This is a genomic window from Microbacterium sp. 71-36 (assembly GCF_001898305.1).
In the GTDB taxonomy this organism is placed as follows: Bacteria; Actinomycetota; Actinomycetes; order Actinomycetales; family Microbacteriaceae; genus Microbacterium.
In genome coordinates this window covers 30,645-52,001 of record NZ_MKTP01000009.1, presented here as the reverse complement: position 1 = coordinate 52,001, position 21,357 = coordinate 30,645, and the positions used below count along the sequence as shown (strand labels likewise).

General features: G+C 72.3%; 23 protein-coding genes. 8 read left to right on the top strand and 15 right to left on the bottom strand.

The window, feature by feature from the left end; translation table 11 throughout:
* Nucleotides 1–2 precede the first annotated feature (2 nt).
* From BGO45_RS16345 to BGO45_RS16335, 3 genes are read right to left on the bottom strand one after another with little or no spacing between them, the layout of a single operon-like run.
* Nucleotides 3–758 carry an SDR family oxidoreductase gene (locus BGO45_RS16345; RefSeq protein WP_292696262.1) on the bottom strand — a complete coding sequence of 252 codons (756 nt, stop codon included), beginning with the start codon at nt 756–758 and terminating at the stop codon, nt 3–5.
* A complete protein-coding gene (locus BGO45_RS16340) occupies nt 755–1,258 on the bottom strand; it encodes a dihydrofolate reductase (RefSeq protein ID WP_292696260.1) in 504 nt (167 codons plus the stop codon). Before BGO45_RS16340 ends, BGO45_RS16345 begins: the two co-directional genes overlap by 4 nt.
* Nucleotides 1,255–2,064: a thymidylate synthase gene (locus tag BGO45_RS16335; RefSeq protein WP_076491860.1), complete on the bottom strand. Its 810-nt coding sequence runs from the start codon at nt 2,062–2,064 to the stop codon at nt 1,255–1,257. Before BGO45_RS16335 ends, BGO45_RS16340 begins: the two co-directional genes overlap by 4 nt.
* Nucleotides 2,065–2,231: 167 nt before the next feature.
* On the opposite strand from BGO45_RS16335, the gene BGO45_RS16330 reads away from it, so the two are divergent.
* From BGO45_RS16330 to BGO45_RS16315, 4 genes are all read left to right on the top strand, one after another.
* Complete coding sequence (locus BGO45_RS16330) at nt 2,232–2,669, top strand: thioredoxin family protein (RefSeq protein WP_076490839.1); 438 nt, start codon at nt 2,232–2,234, stop codon at nt 2,667–2,669.
* On the top strand, nt 2,662–3,168 hold the full coding sequence (locus BGO45_RS16325) for a DUF4395 domain-containing protein (protein ID WP_292696257.1): 507 nt from the start codon (nt 2,662–2,664) through the stop codon (nt 3,166–3,168). Before BGO45_RS16330 ends, BGO45_RS16325 begins: the two co-directional genes overlap by 8 nt.
* A 106-nt stretch (nt 3,169–3,274) precedes the next feature.
* Nucleotides 3,275–3,700: an OsmC family peroxiredoxin gene (locus BGO45_RS16320; protein WP_076490841.1), complete on the top strand. Its 426-nt coding sequence runs from the start codon at nt 3,275–3,277 to the stop codon at nt 3,698–3,700.
* Nucleotides 3,693–4,607, top strand: coding sequence for a TIGR01777 family oxidoreductase (locus BGO45_RS16315; RefSeq protein ID WP_292696254.1), 915 nt, complete (start codon nt 3,693–3,695; stop codon nt 4,605–4,607). The genes BGO45_RS16320 and BGO45_RS16315 overlap by 8 nt, the downstream gene beginning before the upstream one ends.
* Before the next feature lie 35 nt (nt 4,608–4,642).
* Here the strand turns inward: BGO45_RS16315 and BGO45_RS16310 are convergent, their stop codons facing one another.
* Entirely contained in the window at nt 4,643–5,095 is a 453-nt protein-coding gene (locus BGO45_RS16310) for a hypothetical protein (RefSeq protein WP_292696252.1), read from the bottom strand.
* Entirely contained in the window at nt 5,092–5,904 is an 813-nt protein-coding gene (dapB, locus tag BGO45_RS16305) for a 4-hydroxy-tetrahydrodipicolinate reductase (RefSeq protein ID WP_292696250.1), read from the bottom strand. The genes BGO45_RS16310 and dapB overlap by 4 nt, the downstream gene beginning before the upstream one ends.
* An 82-nt stretch (nt 5,905–5,986) precedes the next feature.
* Here dapB and BGO45_RS16300 point away from each other — a divergent pair, with 82 nt between their 5' ends.
* Nucleotides 5,987–6,457 (top strand): GNAT family N-acetyltransferase, encoded by a 471-nt coding sequence (locus BGO45_RS16300; protein WP_292696248.1) that lies wholly within the window; start codon nt 5,987–5,989, stop codon nt 6,455–6,457.
* Between the two features lie 30 nt (nt 6,458–6,487).
* Here the strand turns inward: BGO45_RS16300 and BGO45_RS16295 are convergent, their stop codons facing one another.
* The 4 genes from BGO45_RS16295 to BGO45_RS16280 form a co-directional block, all read right to left on the bottom strand.
* Nucleotides 6,488–6,943 (bottom strand): hypothetical protein, encoded by a 456-nt coding sequence (locus BGO45_RS16295; protein ID WP_292696246.1) that lies wholly within the window; start codon nt 6,941–6,943, stop codon nt 6,488–6,490.
* A 1-nt stretch (nt 6,944) separates the two neighbouring features.
* Nucleotides 6,945–7,547 carry a histidine phosphatase family protein gene (locus tag BGO45_RS16290; RefSeq protein ID WP_292696244.1) on the bottom strand — a complete coding sequence of 201 codons (603 nt, stop codon included), beginning with the start codon at nt 7,545–7,547 and terminating at the stop codon, nt 6,945–6,947.
* A 79-nt stretch (nt 7,548–7,626) separates the two neighbouring features.
* Entirely contained in the window at nt 7,627–8,652 is a 1,026-nt protein-coding gene (locus tag BGO45_RS16285; RefSeq protein WP_292696242.1) for an aldo/keto reductase, read from the bottom strand.
* Between the two features lie 225 nt (nt 8,653–8,877).
* Nucleotides 8,878–11,166 (bottom strand): polyribonucleotide nucleotidyltransferase, encoded by a 2,289-nt coding sequence (locus BGO45_RS16280; RefSeq protein ID WP_076490852.1) that lies wholly within the window; start codon nt 11,164–11,166, stop codon nt 8,878–8,880.
* A 330-nt stretch (nt 11,167–11,496) separates the two neighbouring features.
* On the opposite strand from BGO45_RS16280, the gene BGO45_RS16275 reads away from it, so the two are divergent.
* On the top strand, nt 11,497–12,693 hold the full coding sequence (locus BGO45_RS16275) for a hypothetical protein (RefSeq protein ID WP_292696239.1): 1,197 nt from the start codon (nt 11,497–11,499) through the stop codon (nt 12,691–12,693).
* A gap of 132 nt (nt 12,694–12,825) precedes the next feature.
* On the opposite strand, the gene BGO45_RS16270 is transcribed toward BGO45_RS16275, so the two are convergent.
* Nucleotides 12,826–14,784, bottom strand: a complete 1,959-nt coding sequence (locus tag BGO45_RS16270) for a glycosyltransferase (protein WP_292696237.1) — start codon at nt 14,782–14,784, stop codon at nt 12,826–12,828.
* Between the two features lie 133 nt (nt 14,785–14,917).
* Between BGO45_RS16270 and BGO45_RS16265 the strand changes: the two genes are divergently transcribed.
* Nucleotides 14,918–15,535: a VTT domain-containing protein gene (locus tag BGO45_RS16265; RefSeq protein ID WP_292696235.1), complete on the top strand. Its 618-nt coding sequence runs from the start codon at nt 14,918–14,920 to the stop codon at nt 15,533–15,535.
* Between the two features lie 9 nt (nt 15,536–15,544).
* On the opposite strand, the gene BGO45_RS16260 is transcribed toward BGO45_RS16265, so the two are convergent.
* A complete protein-coding gene (locus BGO45_RS16260; protein ID WP_292696233.1) occupies nt 15,545–16,306 on the bottom strand; it encodes a fructosamine kinase family protein in 762 nt (253 codons plus the stop codon).
* A gap of 46 nt (nt 16,307–16,352) precedes the next feature.
* On the opposite strand from BGO45_RS16260, the gene BGO45_RS16255 reads away from it, so the two are divergent.
* Entirely contained in the window at nt 16,353–17,135 is a 783-nt protein-coding gene (locus tag BGO45_RS16255; protein ID WP_292696231.1) for a DNA/RNA non-specific endonuclease, read from the top strand.
* A gap of 12 nt (nt 17,136–17,147) precedes the next feature.
* Here the strand turns inward: BGO45_RS16255 and BGO45_RS16250 are convergent, their stop codons facing one another.
* The 4 genes from BGO45_RS16250 to efeB form a co-directional block, all read right to left on the bottom strand.
* Nucleotides 17,148–17,750: a bifunctional 2-polyprenyl-6-hydroxyphenol methylase/3-demethylubiquinol 3-O-methyltransferase UbiG gene (locus BGO45_RS16250; RefSeq protein ID WP_292696229.1), complete on the bottom strand. Its 603-nt coding sequence runs from the start codon at nt 17,748–17,750 to the stop codon at nt 17,148–17,150.
* Between the two features lie 203 nt (nt 17,751–17,953).
* The gene (locus tag BGO45_RS16245; RefSeq protein WP_076490858.1) at nt 17,954–18,598 is read right to left on the bottom strand and encodes a CE1759 family FMN reductase; all 645 of its coding nucleotides are present in this window, start codon (nt 18,596–18,598) and stop codon (nt 17,954–17,956) included.
* A gap of 1 nt (nt 18,599) precedes the next feature.
* Nucleotides 18,600–19,805, bottom strand: coding sequence for an LLM class flavin-dependent oxidoreductase (locus BGO45_RS16240; protein ID WP_292696339.1), 1,206 nt, complete (start codon nt 19,803–19,805; stop codon nt 18,600–18,602).
* Between the two features lie 244 nt (nt 19,806–20,049).
* Nucleotides 20,050–21,357 carry an iron uptake transporter deferrochelatase/peroxidase subunit gene (efeB, locus tag BGO45_RS16235; protein ID WP_292696337.1) on the bottom strand — a complete coding sequence of 436 codons (1,308 nt, stop codon included), beginning with the start codon at nt 21,355–21,357 and terminating at the stop codon, nt 20,050–20,052.

The window sequence follows — 21,357 nt, the reverse complement described above, 5'->3', positions numbered from 1 at the left end:
CCTCAGCGACCCCGGGCGGCGGCCTTCACGACCGTCCGGTCGGGCAGCAGGAGCGAGACGGCCACGAGGAGCTTGTAGCGCAGCGACGGAATGGACACCGAGCGCCCGCGCGCGGCGGCGCGCAGCCCCTCGCGCACCACGGTGTCGGCCGTGAGCCACATCCCGGGTGGGACGCCCTCCTGCCCCGGCGGAAGCCCGAGGCGTTCGTGGAAATTGGTGTGGACGAATCCCGGGCACACCGCCGTGACGGAGACCCCGCGCGGACTGTAGACCACGTTCGCCCATCGACTGAAGGAGATGAGCCACCCTTTGACGGCGCCGTACGTCCCCCGAGGAACGAATCCGGCCACGGAGGCGACGTTGACGATCCTGCCGCCGCCGCGCTCGAGCATGGTCGGCAGCGCCGCGTGGGTCAGGCGCAGAGCCGCCTCGACGTGCAGACGCAGGTGGCGGACTTCGTCGGCGACGTCGGTCTTCTCGAACGCCAGATCGAGACCGAATCCGGCGTTGTTGACGAGCACGTCGACACCCGCGGCCAGGCGCGCCTCGACCGCCGCGCGCTCGTCGTCGTCGAGGAGGTCGGCGACCAGCACGTCGACGTGCGTTCCGAAATCGGCATGGATGCGCTCGGCCACCGCGGCGAGGGCGGTGCGATCACGCGCGACGAGCACCACGTCGGCGCCGCGGGCGGCCAGCTGGCGGGCGAACTCGGCGCCGAGACCCGAGCTGGCGCCGGTGACCAACGCGGTGCGGGTCACGCGGCGCTCCCCCGCGCGTAGGTCTCGAAGCGGTAGCGGACCCCCGTGCGGGAGACCTGCCAGCCGTCCTCGGGGTCGGCGGCGACCCGCGTCCAGCCGCCGAGGCCGGGCGCGACCGTGTCGCCGTCCACGTCGAGGTCGAGCCGTGTCACCTCCAGCATCTCGGCGCGACCGATGGCTTCGGCGTACAGTTGCCCGCCGCCGATGACCCACACGTCGTCGGTGCTCGCGAGCCGCAGTGCCGCGTCGAGCGAGTCGGCGCGCTCGGCCCCGGAATCGGCCCACGCGACGGACCGGGAGACCACGATGTTCCGGCGACCGGGCAGCGGGCGGAACCGCGGTGGAAGCGACTCCCACGTGCGGCGCCCCATGATGACGTCGGACCCGCCCGTCACGGCGCGGAAGTGCGCCAGGTCTTCGGGCACGTGCCACGGCATCCCCCCGCCGGCACCGATCACGCCGTCGCGGGCCTGCGCCCAGACCAGCCCGAGCCTGGTCATACGGCGACGGCGGCCCGGATCGCGGGGTGGTGCCGATAGTCCTCGACCACGATGTCGTCGTACGTGTAGTCGAAGATCGAGTCGGGCTTCCGGGCGAACCGCAGCGTCGGGTACGGGTACGGGTCGCGCGTGAGCTGCTCGGTCACCTGAGCGCGATGGTTGTCGTACACGTGGCAGTCGCCGCCCGTCCAGACGAACTCGCCCGGTTCGAGCCCGACCTGCTGGGCGATCATCAGCGTGAGCAGCGCGTAGGACGCGATGTTGAAGGGGACGCCCAGGAACATGTCGGCGCTGCGCTGGTAGAGCTGGCACGAGAGCTTGCCGTCGGCGACGTAGAACTGGAAGAGCGCGTGGCACGGGGCGAGAGCCATGTCAGGGATGTCGGCGGGGTTCCAGGCGGACACGATCAGGCGACGCGAGTCGGGATCGCGACGGATCTGGTCGATCACCTGCGAGATCTGGTCGATCTCGCCGCCGTCGGCCGTCGGCCACGAGCGCCACTGGACGCCGTAGACGGGGCCGAGCTCGCCGTCGGCATCCGCCCACTCGTCCCAGATCGTCACGCCGTTCTGCTGCAGCCACCCGACGTTCGACTCCCCGCGCAGGAACCACAGGAGTTCGTACACGATCGACTTCATGTGGACGCGCTTCGTCGTCACGAGCGGGAACCCCTGGGCCAGGTCGAACCGGATCTGTCGACCGAACACGCTCGTGGTGCCCGTGCCGGTGCGATCGGACTTGTGCACACCCGAGGCGAGGACGTCGCGGAGGAGATCTTCATACGGCGTGGGGATGTCGGCGGTCACGGCCCTCACGATACCGGGGTGCTCGGACACCCGGACGGAGCGCGCGCTGCCGTGCGCCCCGTCGATGGAACCCGTAGCTGGACGACCGCTGAGGAAACACCGGACGGGAGCGTCATTCGGCGACTCATCGGCCCCCGTCCCCCCGTCGCGCGTTAGCGTTGTCGGTCGTGGACCTCACCCTTGCCCTCCTCGTGATCGCCGCGCTCGTCGTGGTCGCCGTGGGTGCCGGCGTCGTCTTCCGCCGTACGCAGGGACGCGCCCGCACCGTGGACTCCGCAGAGATCGTCGACCCGCGCCGGCTGGGCGCCGACGGACTCGGCGAGGAGGCGACGCTGCTGCAGTTCAGCACCGAGATGTGCGCGCGCTGCCCCGGAGTACACCGCATGCTGTCGGACATCGCCGACGACCGGGAGGGCGTGCGCCACCTGGACGTCGACCTGACGCACCGCCCCGACATCGCTCAGCACTTCCGCGTGCTGCAGACCCCCACCACCCTGGTCCTCGACCGCCACGGGGCGATCCGCACCCGTTTCGGCGGCACCCCGGGCCGAGCCGTCGTCGAGCTCGAACTGAGCCGCCTGCAAGAGGAGTCCGCCCGTGCCTGAAGTCCAGCGCATCGATGTCCGCGGGCCGCGGTTCGCGGCATCCATCACCGCCGTCCTGCTTCTGGTCGCGACGTTCCTGTCGTTGATCGGCGTCGCCACCGGCGACCTCGCCGCCACACCCCTGTCGGCGCGCATCCTCGACCCCGGCTTCCTCCTCCTGCTGGTGATCGCCCTGCTCTTCGTCTGGGGGGTCGCGTCGCCGCGCACCGCCCCGTGGGGAGTGCTCTATCGCCGCGTGGTGCAGCCGCGCCTGGCTCCGCCCACCGAGTTCGAGGACCCGCGCCCGCCGCGCTTCGCGCAGGGCGTCGGCCTGTTCGTCACCGCCGTGGGCCTGCTCCTGCACCTCGCGGGCGTGCCGTGGGCGCTGCCGATCGCCGCGGCGATGGCCTTCGTCGCCGCGTTCCTGAACGCGGTGTTCGGACTGTGCCTCGGATGCCAGCTCTACCTGGTCCTCCAGCGCGCGGGCCTCGTCGGCCGCCGTCGGCCCTCCGCGGCCTGAGCATCGGACCAGCGCGGGCTGTCAAGACCTCCGCCGCGTCTGCGGCCCTGGCTAGGCTGATCTGCGCCGCAGCCGCATCGGGCTGCGCCCATACACGGAGGTTCGAATGTCCGTCACCAGCGAAGCCACCACCGCCTGGAAGGGCAGCCTGTTCGAGGGATCGGGCGAGGTCACGTTCACCTCATCGGGGATCGGCACGTTCGATGTGAACTGGAAGGCGCGCAGCGAGGGATCCGGCTCGGTCACGACCCCCGAGGAGCTCCTGGCCGGCGCCCATTCGTCGTGCTTCAGCATGGCCCTCTCCAACGCCCTCGCCGAGAACGGGACGCCGCCCGAGTCGATCGACGCGACCGCCTCGGTGACCTTCAAGCCCGGCACCGGCATCACCGGCAGCCACCTGAACGTCAACGCCGTCGTCCCGGGCCTCGACGCGGCGACGTTCGAGAAGATCGCGAACGACGCCAAGGCTAACTGCCCCGTCTCGCAGGCGCTCGCGGGCATCGACATCACGCTCGAGGCCACGCTTGCCTGAGTCCCCCGCCCGACGCGTCGTCCTCGCCGGCGCGTCGGGCCTCATCGGCTCGGCGTTGGCCGAGGCGTTGCGCGCCGACGGCGTCGAGGTGACGTCACTGGTGAGGCATCCGGCATCCGGCCCGCACGAGGTGCAGTGGTTGGACGACGCCACCCCCCTCGATCCCGACGTGCTCGCCGGCGCGGACGCGGTCGTGTGCCTGAACGGCGCGTCGATCGGACGGTTCCCGTGGACCCCTGCCTACAAGAGCCGGTTGCTCTGGTCGCGGATCACCCCCACGCGTACGCTCGCCGCGGCGATCCGCGAACTCCGGGCCGACGCCCCGGCGCTCGTCAACGCCTCCGCGACGGGGTACTACGGATCGCAGCCCGGCGCCGTCCTCACCGAGGCATCCGGGCGCGGTGAGGGCCTGCTCGCCGACATCTGCGTCGAGTGGGAGCACGCCGCGAAGGACGCGGGCTCCCACGCCCGCGTCGCTCTGCTGCGGACGGCGCCGATCGTGCACGAACGAGGCGTGCTCAAGCCGCTCCTGCTGTTGACCAGGCTGGGCGCCTCCGGACCGATCGGACGCGGGACGCAGGTGTGGCCGTGGATCACACTCGACGACGAGGTGCGTGCCATCCGCCACGTCATCGACTCGGACATCGACGGCCCGGTGAACCTCACCGGCCCCACCCGCGCCACCGCGAACGACCTCGGCTTCGCCCTGGCCCGACGGATGAATCGGCCGTACATCCTGCGCGCGCCGGTGTGGGGCATGAAGCTCGCCCTCGGTCGCGACGCGACGGAGGCGCTGCTGACCTCGGATGCCGATGTCCGCCCCGCCGTGCTCGAGAACGCGGGCTTCACGTTCCTGCACCGCACCGTCGAGGACGCCGTCGCGTCCGCGGTCCCCGCCCCACGCTGACGCGAACGGCCGCGCGACCCGCGCCGGCCGTCGTGTCAGCCGGCGCGTCCGTCGGCCGCCTGGAGGGAGATCGCCCGGCGGACGGCCTCCCGCGCCCGGCGCCGGTCGCCGGACGCGTCGTACGCCAGACCGAGGCGGTACCACGCGCGCCAGTCGGCCGGATGGGCCTCCACATCGGCACGATAGCCCGGGAAGAGCGCATCCGCGTCGGCGCGCGTCGCCCGTCCGCTCGGGCGCACGTCGAGCTCTTCGTCCGGCAGGGCGCCCTCGGCATCCAGGATCTCGCCGAGCCGCTGTGCGCGCACGCCGAACCAGAGCTCCCGCCCGATGGCCCAGAGCGCGATGATCGGCAGCACGATGAGGGCCACGCCCATCGCGATGCCCACGCCGTCTCCGCTGCCGAGCAGCACGAGAGCGCGCTGCCCCGCGAGCACGATGTAGAGCAGGAGGAGGGCCGTCATGATCACGACGGCGATACGCGTCCTCATGCGCTGGTGACGCTCGCGACCTGCCCCGACACGTCGTCGTCGGCGATCGGCGCCTCCGGGCGGGCCGGGCGTGTGCGGACACCGATGTCGATGAAGCTGTCGAGCCCCACGATCACGCCGCGCGCCTCGCGCGCCGCCGCCAGCGCGATGCGGATGCCGGGGGCGTACGCCGTGGCGGGGTCGATGGTGTCGTGGACGATGCTGAGCGACTCCCCCGCGCCCGACAGGACGGTCTCCTGCCGCGCGACGACGCCCGGTCGCCGCAGCGAATGGATCGGCACCGAGGCGACCTGCTGACCCCGTGCACGCTGGTCCACGTGAGGCGACTGCACCGGGCCGACCTTCTCGCGGGCGGCGGCGATGAGCTCGGCCGTCCGGACGGCGGTGCCGCTGGGCGAGTCCACCTTGGTCTCGCGGTGCGCCTCGACGATCTCGATCGACGGGAAGAAAGGCGCGGCCGCCGCGGCCAGGGCGCTGCCGACCACGGAACCGAGCGAGAAGTTGGGGATGAACACGACCCCGGTGCCGCTGGCATCCACCAGGGGGCGCACGAGGGCGATCCGCTCGCTCGACCACCCCGATGTGCCCACGAGCACGTTGATCCCGCGCTCGATGGCCGCGCGCACCACGTCGATCGACACCGCGGGAGTGGAGGCGTCGATGACCAGGTCGGCGCCGTCGAGTTCGGCGAGGTCGGATCGTGAGCCGAGCACGGCCGCGACCTCGTACCCCTCCTCGGTCTCGACGACCTCGCGGATCACTCCGCCGAGTTTCCCGGTTCCGCCCACGATGGCAACGCGTGTGGTCATGGTGCCAGCCTATGCGGCGGCGTCACCGGCGGGCCGGCATGCGGGGGGACGCGCCGGTTCGCCCCTCGCCTAGCATCGGAGCGTGGTCTCGATTCGCATCTCCCCCGTCGACGCCCCCGACGCGCACGCGCTGCTCGAGGAGTACTTCGCGCTGCGCGCCTCGATCTTCCCCGGAGGTGGATATCGCACGGTCTTCCCGTCGCCGGCGACGTTCGTCGAACCGGCCGGCGTCTTCGTCGTGCTCGACGACGACGAGGGTCGCCCGGCGGGATGCGGCGGCATCCGGCGCATCGACGACGGACCGCACGGCCCGCGCGACGAGGTCAAACACCTGTTCGTGCGCTCCACGGGCCGAGGGCGCGGCTGGGGGCGCGCGATCCTCGACGATCTCGAGCGCCGGGCGCGCGAGCGCGGCGCTGCCGAGCTCGTGCTCGACACCCACCACACGCTCGACGCGGCGGGCGGCCTGTACGCCCGTTCGGGTTTTCAGGCGATCCCCGCGTACAACGACAACGCGAACGCGACGAGGTGGTACGGGAAGGTGCTGGGCTGAGACGGGAGCGCCACCACCCCCTCGCCGCGATCAGGCGGCCGGAGCGCGGTCGGCGCGGCGCGCCGCGCGGATCGTGGCCGGACCGACGATCGTCGCGGTGACCGCCGCGGTGAGCCCGCCGAGGATCAGGCCCAGCACGACTCCGTAGCCACCGGTCATCGCGGCGACGACGGCCACCCAGAACGCCAGGGCCGCCCCGGCGGCCGACACCGTCGCCACCGCCGCACGCGACGCGACCGAACGGGTACGCGTGCGTGTCCACAGCAGCAGCCCGGCCCAGAAGCCGACGATCGCAGGGAGCACGGCGACGAAGCCGGCGAACGCCCCGTACAGCGGCATGACCCACACGACGCCCTCTTCACCGCGGTCGGGTGGGATCAGGAAGCCGAAGAGGATCCCGCAGACCACAGCCCCGGCGACGGTACCGCCCAGGGCCAGCCACCCGACGACGGGTACGTAGGGCCCGCCGCGCGACGCCGCCGCCACGTCAGACCGGAAGCGGGTCGACCAGGCCGGTCCGCAGCTCGACCGGCAGGTGCGCCAGGTCGTTGTGCGACAGCAGGGTCCAGGGCCGGCCCTTCTTCTGCGCGATCACCGTCAGGCCGCAATAGGCCTGGTTGATCGTCATCCAGCGCCACTCCGGCGCCTGCAGCACCTCGCGCACGAACCAGGCGATCACGAAGTTGTGTGTGATGAGCAGCTCATGCACCTCGCCGGTCTTGCGCGCGAGGAACTCGGCCGTGGCATCCGCCATCTGGGCGCGCCCGGCCTCGATCTCGGCCTCGGTCACCGCACCGAAGAACGGCTCGTACGCGGCGGGCGTCTCGGGCGTCATGCCGGTCGGCACACAGTCGAACAGCAGAGCGGATGCCTCGGGAGACACCGACGGGAGTCGCTCGGCGACGGCGCGTGCGGTCTGGGCCGCGCGCTCCAGAGGAGAGTGCCACACGGCGTCGAGCGGGAGCCCGGAGAGGCGGTCGGCGAGGAGGGCGGCCTGGCGCTGGCCGCGCGGCGACAGGGGTCCGTCGGTGAGCCCGTGCTCGGCATCCTGATGCTCGCCGTGGCGCACCAGGTAGATGTAATGCGTCACGTCAGCTCACCTCGTCGTCAGTGTGCGGGCCCCCCGCAGAACACTTCCAGCCTACGTCACGCCCCCGACACGGGGCGGATCACTCGGCGGCGCGGGCGATGTCCGACAGCTGGGCGCGGCTGAGCCGGACGCCCACCGCGCGCATGCACTCGACGACGTGCCGCGGAGCGAACGCGTTGACGATCGGCGCCGTGACCGCCTTCTGAGCGAGGAGCCAGGCCACCGCGACCGCGGCATCCGGAACCCCCAGTTCCACGCCGACGGCATCGAGCGCACGTAGCACCCGCGACCCCCGGCGGTTCAGGTGAGCCGCGAGCTGCGAGCCGCGGACCGAGCTCTGCTGCTGACCGCGGGTGCGGGTCTCACCGGCGAGGAAGCCGTGCGCCAGCGGGTGGGACGGCGTCACCGCGATGCTCTGGGCCGCGGCGATCAGCCGCAGATCGCCGTCGAACTCGTCCCGGCGCATGACGTTGTACGGCACGTCCAGGACCGTCACCCGCGGGTACCCGGCCGACGAGAGGATCCGCGCCTCGACCAGCTGCGAGGCCGTGTAGCCGTGCGCGCCGATCGCGCGGACCTTGCCGCTCTCGACGAGCCACTCGCACGTCGCGAGCGTGTCCTCCAGGACCGCGGTGTCGCCGCGGACGGCATCCAGCGAGAGGACGTCGATGCGATCGGTGCCGAGACGGCTGAGCGACGCCTCGACCGCGCGGACGAGGTTCACCGCGCCGAGCCCCGGGTTGTCGGGATGCCGACCGATGCGCACCGCGAGCACGGTGTCGTCGCGCGTGCCGCGGGAACGCATCCACGAGCCGATGATGTACTCGCTGCGTCCTGCCGCGTAGCTGTCGGCGGTGTGGATCGCGTTGCCGCCGAGCTCGACGTACGTGTCGAGGATCTCGTGGCTCACGCGGGCATCGACGTTCCAGCCGAACTCGCCACCGCCGAGGAACAGCGGGAACACGTCGAAGCCGGTCTCGCCGAGGGGCACGCGAACGTGCGACCCGAGGCCGGGACCCTGCAGCGTCACGGGAGCGGACGGGTGAGGCACCCGGTTGCGGCGCAGGGGCGGCGTGGCCGTCTCGTCGACGCCCGAGCCACTCATGGGCCACTCCTCGGTGCACCGGAGACCGGACGCCGACGGCGCCCGCTTCGCCCCCGACGCGTAGTTCGAGGGTAGGGCCTCACCAGGGTCCGACCGCCGATTCGCCCGGCTCGGCGATAAACATTGCATAACGCTTGAAGACGGCCGCCTGACCGCCGCCGGCCGGGCCGGAATGCACGGATGCCCGCCCCGCGTGACGCGGGACGGGCATCCGTCGGAGAGGGGTCAGCCCTCGGCGGGAGCCTCGGGGCCTTCGCTGGCCGCAGCCGAGCCCTCGGTGTCGGCGGGCTCGGTGGCCTCGTCGAGCACGGGCTCCAGCGACAGCTTGCCGCGGTCGTCGATCTTCGTGATGCGCACGAGGATCTTGCGACCGACCGACAGCACGTCTTCGACGTTCTCGACACGCTTGCCGCCGGCGAGCTTGCGGACCTCGCTGACGTGCAGCAGGCCGTCCTTGCCGGGGAGCAGCGAGATGAACGCGCCGAAGGTCGCGATCTTCACGACCGTACCCAGGAACTGCTCGCCGACCTCGGGGTTGGTGGGGTTGGCGATCGCGTTGACCTGGGCGCGGGCGGCCTCGGCCGAGGGGCCGTCGGTCGCACCGATGTAGACCGTGCCGTCGTCCTCGATCGAGATCTGGGCGCCGGTCTCGTCCTGGATGGAGTTGATCGTCTTGCCCTTGGGGCCGATGAGCTCACCGATCTTGTCGACCGGGATCTGCACGCTGATGACGCGGGGCGCGGTGGGCGCCATCTCGTCGGGCGCATCGATCGCGGCGTTCAGGACGTTGAGGATCGTGAGGCGAGCCTCGCGAGCCTGCTGCAGCGCGGCGGTGAGCACCGACGACGGGATGCCGTCGAGCTTCGTGTCGAGCTGGATCGCGGTGACGAACTCGCTCGTACCCGCGACCTTGAAGTCCATGTCGCCGAGCGCGTCCTCGGCGCCGAGGATGTCGGTCAGCGCGGCGTAGCGCGTCTGCCCGTCGACCTCGTCCGAGACCAGACCCATGGCGATACCGGCGACGGGGGCGCGAAGGGGCACACCGGCGTTCAGCAGCGACAGGGTCGAGGCGCACACCGAGCCCATCGAGGTCGAGCCGTTGGAGCCCAGCGCCTCGGAGACCTGACGGATGGCGTAAGGGAACTCCTCGCGGCTCGGCAGCACCGGGACGAGGGCGCGCTCGGCGAGGAAGCCGTGCCCGATCTCGCGACGCTTGGGCGAACCCACGCGACCGGTCTCACCGGTCGAGTACGGCGGGAAGTTGTAGTGGTGCATGTAGCGCTTGCTCGTGACGGGCGACAGCGAGTCGATCTGCTGCTCCATCTTGAGCATGTTCAGCGTGGTCACGCCCAGGATCTGGGTCTCGCCGCGCTGGAAGATCGCCGAGCCGTGGACGCGCGGGATGACCTGCACCTCGGCGTCGAGCGGACGGATGTCGGCCAGGCCGCGGCCGTCGATGCGGACGCCCTCGGTGAGGATGCGGCCGCGCACGATCTTCTTGGTGACCGACTTGTACGCACCGGAGAACTCCAGGGGAGCACCGGCCGGCAGCTCGCCCGCCTCGACGGCGGCGATGAGCTCGGCCTTGACGCGGTCCTTGACGGCGTCGTCGGCGTTCTGGCGCTCCTGCTTGTCGGCGATCTGGTAGATGCCGACGAGGTCGTCGTACGCGCGACCGGCGACGAAGTCGTAGACCTCGGAGCTGTACGCGGGGAAGACCGGGTACGGCTGGATCTCCTTGGCCGCGGTGTTCGCGACGACGTTCTGTGCGGCGACGAGCTCGCGGATGAAGGGCTTCGAGGCCTCGAGGCCCTCGGCCACGACCTGCTCGTTCGGCTTGGTGGCGCCGCCCTTGATCAGGTTCCAGCTGCCTTCGGTGGCCTCGGCCTCGACCATCATGATCGCGACGTCGCCGTCCTCCAGGACGCGGCCGGCAACGATGAGGTCGAACACGGCCTCCTCGAGCTGCGGGGCGGTCGGGAAGGCGACCCACTGGTCGGCGTGCTCGCCGTGACCCGGGATGAGCGCCAGGCGGACACCCGCGATGGGACCCGAGAACGGCAGACCCGAGATCTGGGTCGACAGCGAGGCGGCGTTGATGGCGAGGGCGTCGTAGAACTCGCCCGGCGCGATCGAGAGCACGGTGACGACGATCTGGACCTCGTTGCGGAGGCCGTCGACGAACGACGGGCGCAGCGGGCGGTCGATGAGACGGCACACGAGGATGGCCTCGGTGGAGGGGCGACCCTCGCGGCGGAAGAACGAGCCGGGGATCTTGCCGGCGGCGTAGGAGCGCTCCTCGACGTCGACGGTCAGCGGGAAGAAGTCGAAGCCTTCACGCGGGTGCTTGCCGGCGCTGGTGGCCGAGAGCAGCATGGTCTCTTCGTCGAGGTACGCGGCGACGGCGCCCTGCGCCTGCTGCGCGAGACGACCGGTTTCGAAGCGGACGGTACGGGTGCCGAAACGACCGTTGTCGAGAACGGCCTCAGCGGCGGTGATTTCTGGACCTTCCAAGAGGTCCCTCCTTCTTTGTTTAGGCTCGGCGCCCCGTGTGGGCGACGAGCTGACATGCGAAGGAGCAGGAACAGGCAGAAAGGGCGCGCCGACTCGTCGGCCCGGAAATCCCGGCGACTGGCCACCAGTAGACGACCACCCGGCGTCATGACGGGGAGTCCACCACAGGGGACCAGCGTCTGCCGGCCTGCTCCGTGAGCTCATGTGTAATTGAGCGGATGCCATGGCGGCATCCTCCAAGAGCCTATCAGGGCCCGACTTTCCCGGGTGGTTCGACCCGGAAGGGTGCCGTACCCTCGCCTCATGGGCCTCAGACGTCACATACGTCACATGGCTCTCGCGAGCGCCCTGATGTGCGCCGTCCTGACGATCGCACCTCCGAGCACGGCCGCGGACGCCTCCGTCCGCTCTGCGGCGGTCGGTGACGACGACCCCGCGGTCGCCGATCTGAAGGCACAGCTGGATGCCGCCGAGGCTGCCGCGGCGTCCGCGTCGCGGGGTGCCCTCGACGCGTCCGCCGCCGCGGAACGCGCGCGGCTGCTCGCCGAGAGCACGGCGGCTCGCGCCCAGACGTTGACGGCCCGGAGCGCCGACGCCGACGCGACCCTCGCCTCGGCGACCGCGCGCGCGGGTGCGAGCGCGTCCCGGCTGTACCGCTCGACCGCCGGGGGTCCTCTCGTCGCCCAGCTGCTGACCGCGGCAGACCCCGACTCGCTGCTGGAGCGTCTCGGCATCCTGGATCGGGTGTCGACCGTGACGGCACGGACCGCGAGCGAGGCGCGTTCGGCGTCGGACCTCGCGACGTCGCTGCGCACGCAAGCGGACGCGGCGCGCGCGGAGGCGGCCCGCCTCGCGAACGAGGCCGCGACCACGGCGGCGGAGGCCCAGACCCGGGCCGATGCCGAGGCGACCACGGTCGCGGCGACCCGCACACGGCTCGACGAGCTGTACGCGCAGCTCGCCGCGATCCGCGAGACCACGGCGGCGCAGGAGCGCGCCGCCAGGCTCGCGCAGCAGACCGCAGCTCTGGCGGCACAGTCCGCTGCGGCGACCGGCGGCTCGTCCGGCGGGGGCGCGACGAGCAGCGGGTCCAGCGGATCGTCGAGCGGCGGATCGTCGAGCGGATCCTCCGGCGGCGGATCGTCGAGCGGCGGGTCGGGGGCGTCCGCCGGCAGCGGTGGCGGGAGCGGCAGCACCACAGCCCCGGCGGGTCCGACGATGTCGCCCTCCGCGGCGCGCGAGTACGCCCGTGGCGCCATCGGGTCGTACGGCTGGGGCGACGATCAGTTCTCGTGTCTCGTGTCGCTCTGGAACCGGGAGTCGGGCTGGCGCGCCGACGCCCTCAATCCGTGGAGCGGTGCCTATGGCATCCCGCAGGCCCTCCCGGGCGAGAAGATGGTCACCGCCGGAGTCGACTGGCGCACGAACGCCGCGACCCAGATCGACTGGGGGCTGTCGTACATCCGGTCGGTCTACGGCTCCCCGTGCGGCGCGTGGGCGCACTCCGAGGCCACGGGCTGGTACTGACTTCACCCGAGCCGCCAGATCACGCGATGCGGCCGAAGTCACTCTTTCTGGTCGGCCATGCCGCAGACGTTCGGCCGGATCACGTGAATTGGTGGCCACTCGGGCGGCCGGGGCGCGGCGCGGGCGCGAGCCCTACGACGACGTGCGCTGACGCTCGCCGCGCGCGGGGAGCTCGACGTACCCGTCGTGCTTGGGGAGGATGCCGTCGCCGGCGGTGCGCCCGCGGAGGCGGCGCCAGACCCACGGCAGGGCGTCGCGCGTGAGCCATCCGCCCCGCGGCACCTCGTCGTCCGCGTGCAGGGCCTCGTCGAGGCCGGACAGTTCCCCGGCGTCGGGCACCCCGAGCGCTTCGGCCGCGCGGTACGCCACGAGCCGGTGCCCCCGCGACCGCAGGTGCACCAGGTCGTCGGCCCACAGCGACAGGTCGCCGATCTCGGCGACCGCCTCCAGGTCGAGCAGGATCGCGCCGTGCGTGCGGGCGATCCGGCGCAGCTCGACGTTGTAGGCGGCGAACCGGCGGGCGAAGATCCGCGCAGCCGCCCGCCGGGGAAGGAACGTCGTGACCAGCAGCACGTCCGCGCCGGTGCGACGCACGGCCCGTACGGCGGACTCCACCTCGGCGACGAGGGCCGGGATCACCGGCGCGGGGCCGACGAGGTCGTTCGCGCCGATGAGGATCGAGACGAGGTCGGGCCGGAGCGCGAGGGCCGCGGGGATCTGCTCGTCGATGAGGTGCCGCACGCGGCGGCTGCGGACCGCGAGGTTGGCGTACCGGAACGGCCCCGCGTCGCTCGTGTGGGCCAGGAGCTCCGCGAGACGGTCGGCCCACCCGCGGAACTGCCCCGACGGCATCCGCGACGCGTCGCACAGCCCCTCGGTCAGCGAATCGCCGAGCGCGACGTAGCGGGTCCAGTGCCCTCGGGGGCGTGGTGCGGGCACCTCGGGCCGCTCTCCGCCGCGCACGAGCATCCCGGCATCGCGCGCGCGCAACGCCGCCGCGTCGCGGTAGTGCCCGACGAGCTCACGGGTGAGCGCCTCCCACGTGCGCCCGGCGACGGCATCCCGGGCCGCCCGTGCGAACGCCTGCCGTTTCGACTCGTCGCCCACGAGGTCGGCGACCCGCGCCCGCAGGTCGTCGAGGTCGCCCGGCTTGTACAGCCACCCGTCGACGCTCGAGCGGACGAGATCCAGCGGACCCCCGACGCCGGTGGCGACCACCGGGACACCGCTGGCGAGGGCCTCCTGGATCGTCTGCCCGAACGTCTCGCTCTCGCCGGGATGCACGAACACGTCGAACCCGGCCATCGCCCGCGCGAGCGCGTCACCCGACAGGTGTCCCGTGAACACGGCATCCGGGATCGCCCTCTCCAGGGCCGGACGCGAGGGGCCGTCGCCGACGACGACCAGCCGCGTCCCCGGCAGGTCGGTGAGCGCGCGCAGGTCGTCGACCTGCTTCTCCGGGGCGAGACGGCCGACGTAGCCGACGATGCGCTCGCCGCCGGGCGCCAGCGCGGCGCGCCAGGTCTCGTCGCGGTGCTCGGGCGCGAAGCGGACGGCATCCACTCCCCTGCCCCAGCGGCGGACACGGTCGACACCGAGCTCCTCGAGCTGCCGCGTGGACGCCGACGACGGGGCGAGCGTGAGCGTGGCCCGGCGGTGCAGTCGCGTGACGTGCCCGGCGACCAGCGCCGTGGCCTGGGGCAGACCGTACTTCTGGGCGTAGGAGATGACGTCGGTCTGGTACACCGCGACCGAGGGGATCCCGAGCGCCTCGGCGGCCGCGAGTCCCTGCCAGCCGAGGACGAACGGGGATGCCAGGTGCACGACGTCGGGGCGGAACTCCCGCAGCAGCGCACCGAGGCGCGCGGCGCGCGCGAACACGACGCGCACCTCGGGGTACGACGGCAGCGGCACCGAGCGAAGGAGTTCGGCGCGGGCGCCGTGCAGGTCGGCGGTGACGTCTCCGGACTTGGGGGCGATCACGAGCGTCTCGTGACCGGCCTCCGCCAGATGGCGGAGGACGTGCAGAACGGAACCGGTGACCCCGTTCATGTGCGGGAGGAAGGACTCGGCCAGCAGCGCGACTCTCACGCCTCCAGGGTGGGACCCGCGGCTCGGCTGCGGAGCCGATCCGGGCCCGACGTTCGCGATGTTCACCGGATGCTCCGCGGCGGGTCACCGCTCGGTCGGCATCCCGTCTCGATCCGCGACGGAGAGTGACGTGATGGACGGGATCGATGCGTGGCTCGGGCTGATCGCGGCGAGCCCGTGGGCGCTGCCGGCCATGGCCGCGCTCGTGTTCGCGGACGCGTTCCTGGTGGTGATCCCGGGCGAGGCGGCCGTCACGGCGTTCGGCGCGCTGGCGGTGGCGAACGGCACTCCCCCGCTGGTCGCGGTCATCCTCGTCGCGGGTGCGGCGGCCTTCTGCGGCGACCTGTGCTGCTACCTGGTGGGACGCGCCGTCGGGGTGGAACGCTGGGCGTGGATGCGCGGACCGCGCGTCCGTGCCGCTCTGGAGTGGGCGCGGGCGCGACTCGAACGCAACGCCGCGGTGGTGCTGTTCACGGCGCGCTTCGTCCCGTTCGCCCGCCTCGCGGTCAACCTCGCGGCGGGGGCGGCACGGGTGAATCCGGCGCGGTACCTCGGGGTCGCGGCGGTCGCCGCGGTGGCGTGGGCCGCCTACCAGGCGGTGATCGGCGCGGTGGTCGCCGCGCTCGTGCCGGGCGGACCGGTGGTCGCGGTGATCGTGTCGATCGTGGTCGCCGTGGGGATCGGGGTGGGCATCGACCTCGCGCTCGCCCGGCGGGCGCGACGTCGGGCGGCGCGCGACCTGGCGTCGTAGCCCGCGGCCTCAGACGAGCGCGAGCGTGCGCTCCGCGGCATCCACGAGTTCGTCTCCGTAGGCCGGGCCGTGTCCCGCCGCGTGCACCGCGAGGGGATGCAGCTGATGCACGGGTACGCGCTCGCGCCAGCCCGGACGGAGCGGATGCCGAAGGTCGTACGCCGCGAGGATCCGGTCGAGGAACGGGCAGCCGAAGAGGGCCAGCATCGCGAGGTCGGTCTCCCGGTGGCCGCCGTGCGCCGCGGGGTCGATGAGCACGACGCCCGCGGCCGACCACAGGACGTTGCCGGACCACAGGTCGCCGTGGAGACGCGCCGGGGCGTCATCGTCGTCGAAGGCCCCGCGCGCGATGAGCGCGCACGCCCGCCGGACGATCTCGGCCGCGGATGCCGAGAGGTTCCCCGCTGCGACGGCCGGGGCGAGGAACGGCGCGACGCGCTGTGCGGCGTAGAAGGCGCCCCACGTCGGCTCGGGACGCGCCGGCTGCGTCCGACGGCCGATGAAGATGTCGCCCGCCCATCCGGGCGGCGGTGCGCCGAAGGCGGGGGCACCGGCGTCGTGGGTCGCGGCGAGCGCGGCACCGAATTCCTCCGCGGCGACCGGGGTCGGGCGCACGGTCGTCACGCGCTCGAGGACGATGTGCGTCGGCGCGTTCTCGAACACCCCGGCGGTGCGGACGCCGTGCGCGCCGGCGAGCCACGCCAGTCCCGCCGCCTCCGCCGCGAAGAACCCGGCGGGGGCGTCGTCCCGGGTCTTCACCCACCGTTCCATGGCCCCAGTCTGTCGCGATGTCGGAGGGCCCGGGCACGATGGGGCGATGAGCGACGGTTTCGACCCCGACTTCCTCGGCATCCCCCTGCCCCTCCCCTCGCCCGCCGCCCCGACGACCCGGCTCGACTACCCGCGGTTCTCCGTCCTGCTCGATCCGGTGCGGCGGTTCGCCGCGGTCACGGGCGTCGTGATCGACGGGTCCACCGTGCAGGACCTCCCGCGCTCGGGCGAGTGGCGCCTCGACCCGCGGGTTCCCGTCGAGGCCCAGGCCGGTCCGGCTGTGTACGCCGACAACGACCTCGACCGCGGGCACCTGGTGCGCCGACGCGACCCCGGGTGGGGAACTCCGGCGGAGGCTCGGGATGCCACGGCCGCGACGTTCTTCTACCCCAACGCCGCGCCGCAAGCCGCCGGCTTCAACCAGTCCAAGGAGCTGTGGCTGGGGCTGGAGGACCACGTCCTCGCCTACGCCGAGAGCACCGACCAGCGGCTCGCGGTGTTCACCGCACCGGTGCTCGATCCCGACGATCCGCCCTACCGCGGAATCCGCGTGCCGCTGCGGTTCTGGAAGATCGCGGCCTGGCGCTCGGCCGCGGGCCTCTCCGCCGCGGGGTTCGTACTCGACCAGACGGCGCTCGTCGACACGCGGCAGGGGCTGCGGGTGCCGCCGCTCGGCGCGTTCCGCACGTTCCAGGTGCCGATCCGCGACATCGCGGCGGAGGCGCGGATCGACGTCGGTGAACTCGCCGGCGCCGATGTGCCCGCGCGACCGGGCGTGCGACCGGCGGGCGCCCGCGAGCTGCGCGATGCCGACGACATCGTGCTCTGACCCGCCGGGGCCTCAGCGCACGCGCACCGCGTGCAGCAGCGTGTCGATCGCGGCGTGCGTATGTCCGCCGCGCAGCTCCGCGTCGCCGGTGCCGCGGACGACACGCTCACAGCGCTCGATGCGGAACCGGTCGTCGAGGGCGCCGCGCAGCAACTCGGGGGTGTAGAGGATCGCCGGGTCGGACGGTCCGTGGCCCCCGGCGGCGATGTTCTCGACGTCGTGCCCGACGACGACGAGCGTCCCGTCGACCGCCACCCACTCGGCGATGCGGGCGATCGCGGCGGCGTTGTCGGCGAGGTGCAGGTAGCAGGACACCACGAGATCGACGGATGCCACCGGCTCCCACGCGTGGACATCCGCGCGGACCCACGACACCGCGTCGCCGCCGGGGCGGGCCGCCGCGATGGCCAGGGCCTCGGCCGAGAAGTCGATACCGGTGACGTCCCAGCCGCGCGCGGAGAGCCACAGCGCCGTCCGCCCGTCGCCGGTGGCCACGTCGATCGCCGTGGCGGGCGTCAGAGCGCCCGCGATCTCCCGCACGACGGCGGGCGGCTCGCTCGCCCACACCCCTCCGACGGAGGCGCGATAGCGCTCGTCCCACTGCTCGGCATCCATGCCCTCACCCTAGGGCCGCCGCGCGACGTCGCCGATCGGCGCGACGTCGGCCCCGCTCCCCTGCACGACCTCAGCGATCCGCGCGAAGTGAGCGCCGCAGCGCGGAATCGGGATGAGGGTGGGCGGATCACCGAGGATCCGCCACCGCGCCCGCGCAGCACGAAGCCCCGCCCTCCCGAAGGAGAGCGGGGCGTCGAGGCGGGTCACTCGCCGGCGAGACCGCCGAGGAGGTGACCGAAGGACTTCCCGGCGCCGAGGTACGACGCGGGGTCGAAGGGATCGGCATCCTGTACGGGCTCCCGCGCGGCGATCGCATCGGCGAACTCGCGCGCGGCCCGATCGACGCGGGCGCCGAGCGGGGCGACCTCGTCGGCGTTGGATCCCCAGTCACTGGATGCCGCGAACACGCCGGTCGGGACGGGATTCGCGTGCAGGTAGGTGAACAGCGGACGGATCGCGTAGTCGATCGCGAGGGAGTGCCGGGCGGTGCCCGCGTTCGCCCCGAGCAGGACCGGCGTCCCGCTCAGGGCCTGCGGGTCGAGCACGTCGATGAACGACTTGAACAGTCCCGAGTAGCTCGTCGAGAAGATCGGCGTCACGACGATCAGGCCGTCGGCCGAGACCACGGAGTTGATCATCTGCTCGAGGGCGGGCGGGGCGAACCCCGTCAGCAGGTTGTCGGTCAGGTCGTGCGCGAAATCGCGCAGCTCGAACACGTCGCTCGTGGCGTCGATCCCCCGCGCGCGGAGTTCGGCGAGCGCCGCGTGGGCGAGCCGGTCACCGAGCATGCGCGTCGAGGACGGCGTGGACAGCCCCGCGGTCACGACCGCGATACGGCGGGCGGTCATGTCAGGCCCCCACTCGCGTCGCGGCGGCACCGAAGGAGCTGCCGGCCTTGGCCGGGGCGTCCTGGTAGGGGCTGCCGGCGACCATGTTGTCACCGCGGTTCGCACCGGGCACGGCCTGGCGCGGCGCGGCGCCCGCGTAGATCTTCTCGACGAGGTTGGCGTGCGTGGGCGCGTCGGGCACCTCGGCGGGACGTTTCTTCTGCAGCTCCTTGCGGAGCACGGGCACGACCTCGCCACCGAGGATGTCGAGCTGCTCGAGCACCGTCTTGGTGGGAAGTCCCGCGTGGTCGATGAGGAACAGCTGGCGCTGGTAGTCGCCGAACGTCTCGCGCATCGCGGCGTACCGGTCGATGATCTGCTGCGGCGAGCCGACGGTCAGCGGGGTCATCTCGCTGAAGTCCTCGAGGCTCGGGCCGTGACCGTAGACCGGGGCGTTGTCGAAGTAGGGACGGAACTCCTTCACGGCATCCTGCGAGTTGGTCCGCATGAACACCTGGCCGCCGAGGCCGACGATCGCCTGCTGGGGCGTGCCGTGTCCGTAGTGGGCGAAGCGCTCGCGGTACAGCATGATCAGGCGCTGGTAGTGCTCCTTGGGCCAGAAGATGTTGTTGGCGAAGAAGCCGTTGCCGTAGAAGGCGGCCTGCTCGGCGATCTCGGGCGTGCGGATCGAGCCGTGCCACACGAACGGGGGAACGCCGTCCAGCGGACGCGGTGTCGAGGTGAAGCCCTGCAGCGGGGTGCGGAACTTGCCCTCCCAGTCGACGACGTCCTCGCGCCACAGCTTGTGGAGCAGGTCGTAGTTCTCGATGGTCAGCGGCAGGCCCTGACGGATGTCCTTGCCGAACCAGGGGTACACCGGGCCGGTGTTGCCACGGCCGAGCATGAGGTCGGCGCGTCCGCCCGACACGTGCTGCAGCATCGCGAAGTCTTCGGCGATCTTCACCGGGTCGTTCGTGGTAATGAGGGTCGTGGAGGTCGTGAGGATCAGGCGCTCGGTCTGGGCCGCGATGTAGGCGAGCGTCGTGGTCGGCGACGACGACCAGAACGGCGGGTTGTGGTGCTCACCCAGGGCGAAGACGTCGAGACCCACCTCTTCGGTGTGCTTCGCGATCGTGAGCGTGTCCTTGATGCGCTGGGCCTCGCTCGGGGTCTTGCCCGTGGTCGGGTCCTGGGTGATGTCGCTCACCGTCATGACACCGAACTGCATCCCGGGCCAGTTGTTCGTCTCGTTCACGATGCCCCTCCTTTTTGTATGCATCTGAATATACATCGTGAAACGCAGGACCGCGAGATCTATTCCCGCGGGGCCGATCGTTCCGCGCACGCCGAGAAACGCTCCGCGCGACGAGACACGCCGGGAGGGACCATGTCTCGTCGCGAGAAGCGTTTATCGCGGGATCGGGGAGGGCGTGACGCCGGGCGGGGCGGGCGGGGGCGGGACGCGCTGCGGCTCAGGAGCCGAGCAGCCCCGCGCCGATCGACGCACCCGCCGCCGGAGCGGGGGGAACCGCCCACAGGCCCGAGCCGACGTGCTTCAGGTACTCCCCCATGGCGTCGGTCGCGAGCGCCCGCTGGAGGGTGATGTAGCGGTCGGGGCTGCGCTGGAACGACAGGAAGAACAGGCCCGCGTTCAGCCGTCCGAGATCGGTGGTGCCGTCGACGAAGTTGTAGCCGCGACGCAGGATCCGGATGCCGTTGTTCATGTCGGGGTGCGCCAGGCGCACGTGGCTCCGCGCGTCGATGCGGGGCTTGCCCGCGGCATCCGTCGCGGCGAAGTCCGGCGCCGAGAACTCATCGCCGCCCGAGAGCGGCGCCCCCTGCGCCTTGTCGCGCCCCACCACCCGGTCCTGCTCGGCGAGCCGGGTGCGGTCCCATGTCTCGATGAGCATCGCGATGCGGCGCGCGACGAGGTACGACCCGCCCGCGAGCCACGCGGGACCCTCGGATGCCGGGACCCAGACGTTCTCTTCCAGAGCCGCCGCGTCGTTCGCGAGGATGTTCGCGGTGCCGTCCTTGTATCCGAAGAGATTGCGGGGGGTGGACTGGTCGCTCGTGGTCTTGGAGGTGCGACCGAACCCCAACTGAGACCAGCGGATGCTCGCGCGCCCGAAGGCGATGCGGCTGAGGTTGCGGATCGCGTGCACGGCGACCTGCGGGTCGTCGGCGCACGCCTGGATGCAGAGATCCCCGTCGGAACGCTCCGGGTCGAGGTCGTCGCCGAGGAACGCGGGCAGCCGCTCGAGTCCGGCGGGACGCTGCGCGGCGAGACCGAACCGGTCGTCGAACAGCGAGGGACCGAACCCGAACGTGATCGTCAGGTTGCTCGCCGGGAGGCCGAGAGCCTCGCCGGTGTCGTCCGGCGGCGCCTCGGGCGAACCGCCGACCGCACCCGTCGCGCTCACCTCGAGGCCCTGCATCATCCGCGTGGCCGCGTAGGTCCAGTCCGCGAGCAGCGACGCGAGGTCGTCACGCGTGGTCCGGGCCATCATGTCGTAGGCCGCGAAGTGCAGATGCTCCTGCACCGGGGTGGTGATCCCCGCTTGATGGATGCCGGAGGCCGGGGCCACGGCATCCATGGCCTGCCGCGCCTGCGTCTGGCCGTAGGCCGCACCGCCGACGAGTCCCGCACCCGCGCCGACCACGAGACTCGTGGCGCTCGCGCCGATCGCGAGACCGATCAGGTCGCGACGGGAGACGCCGCCGGGTACGGAGCCGTCGGCCGCGCCCCTGGCATCCATCTCGGTCTGCTCCTGCCCCAT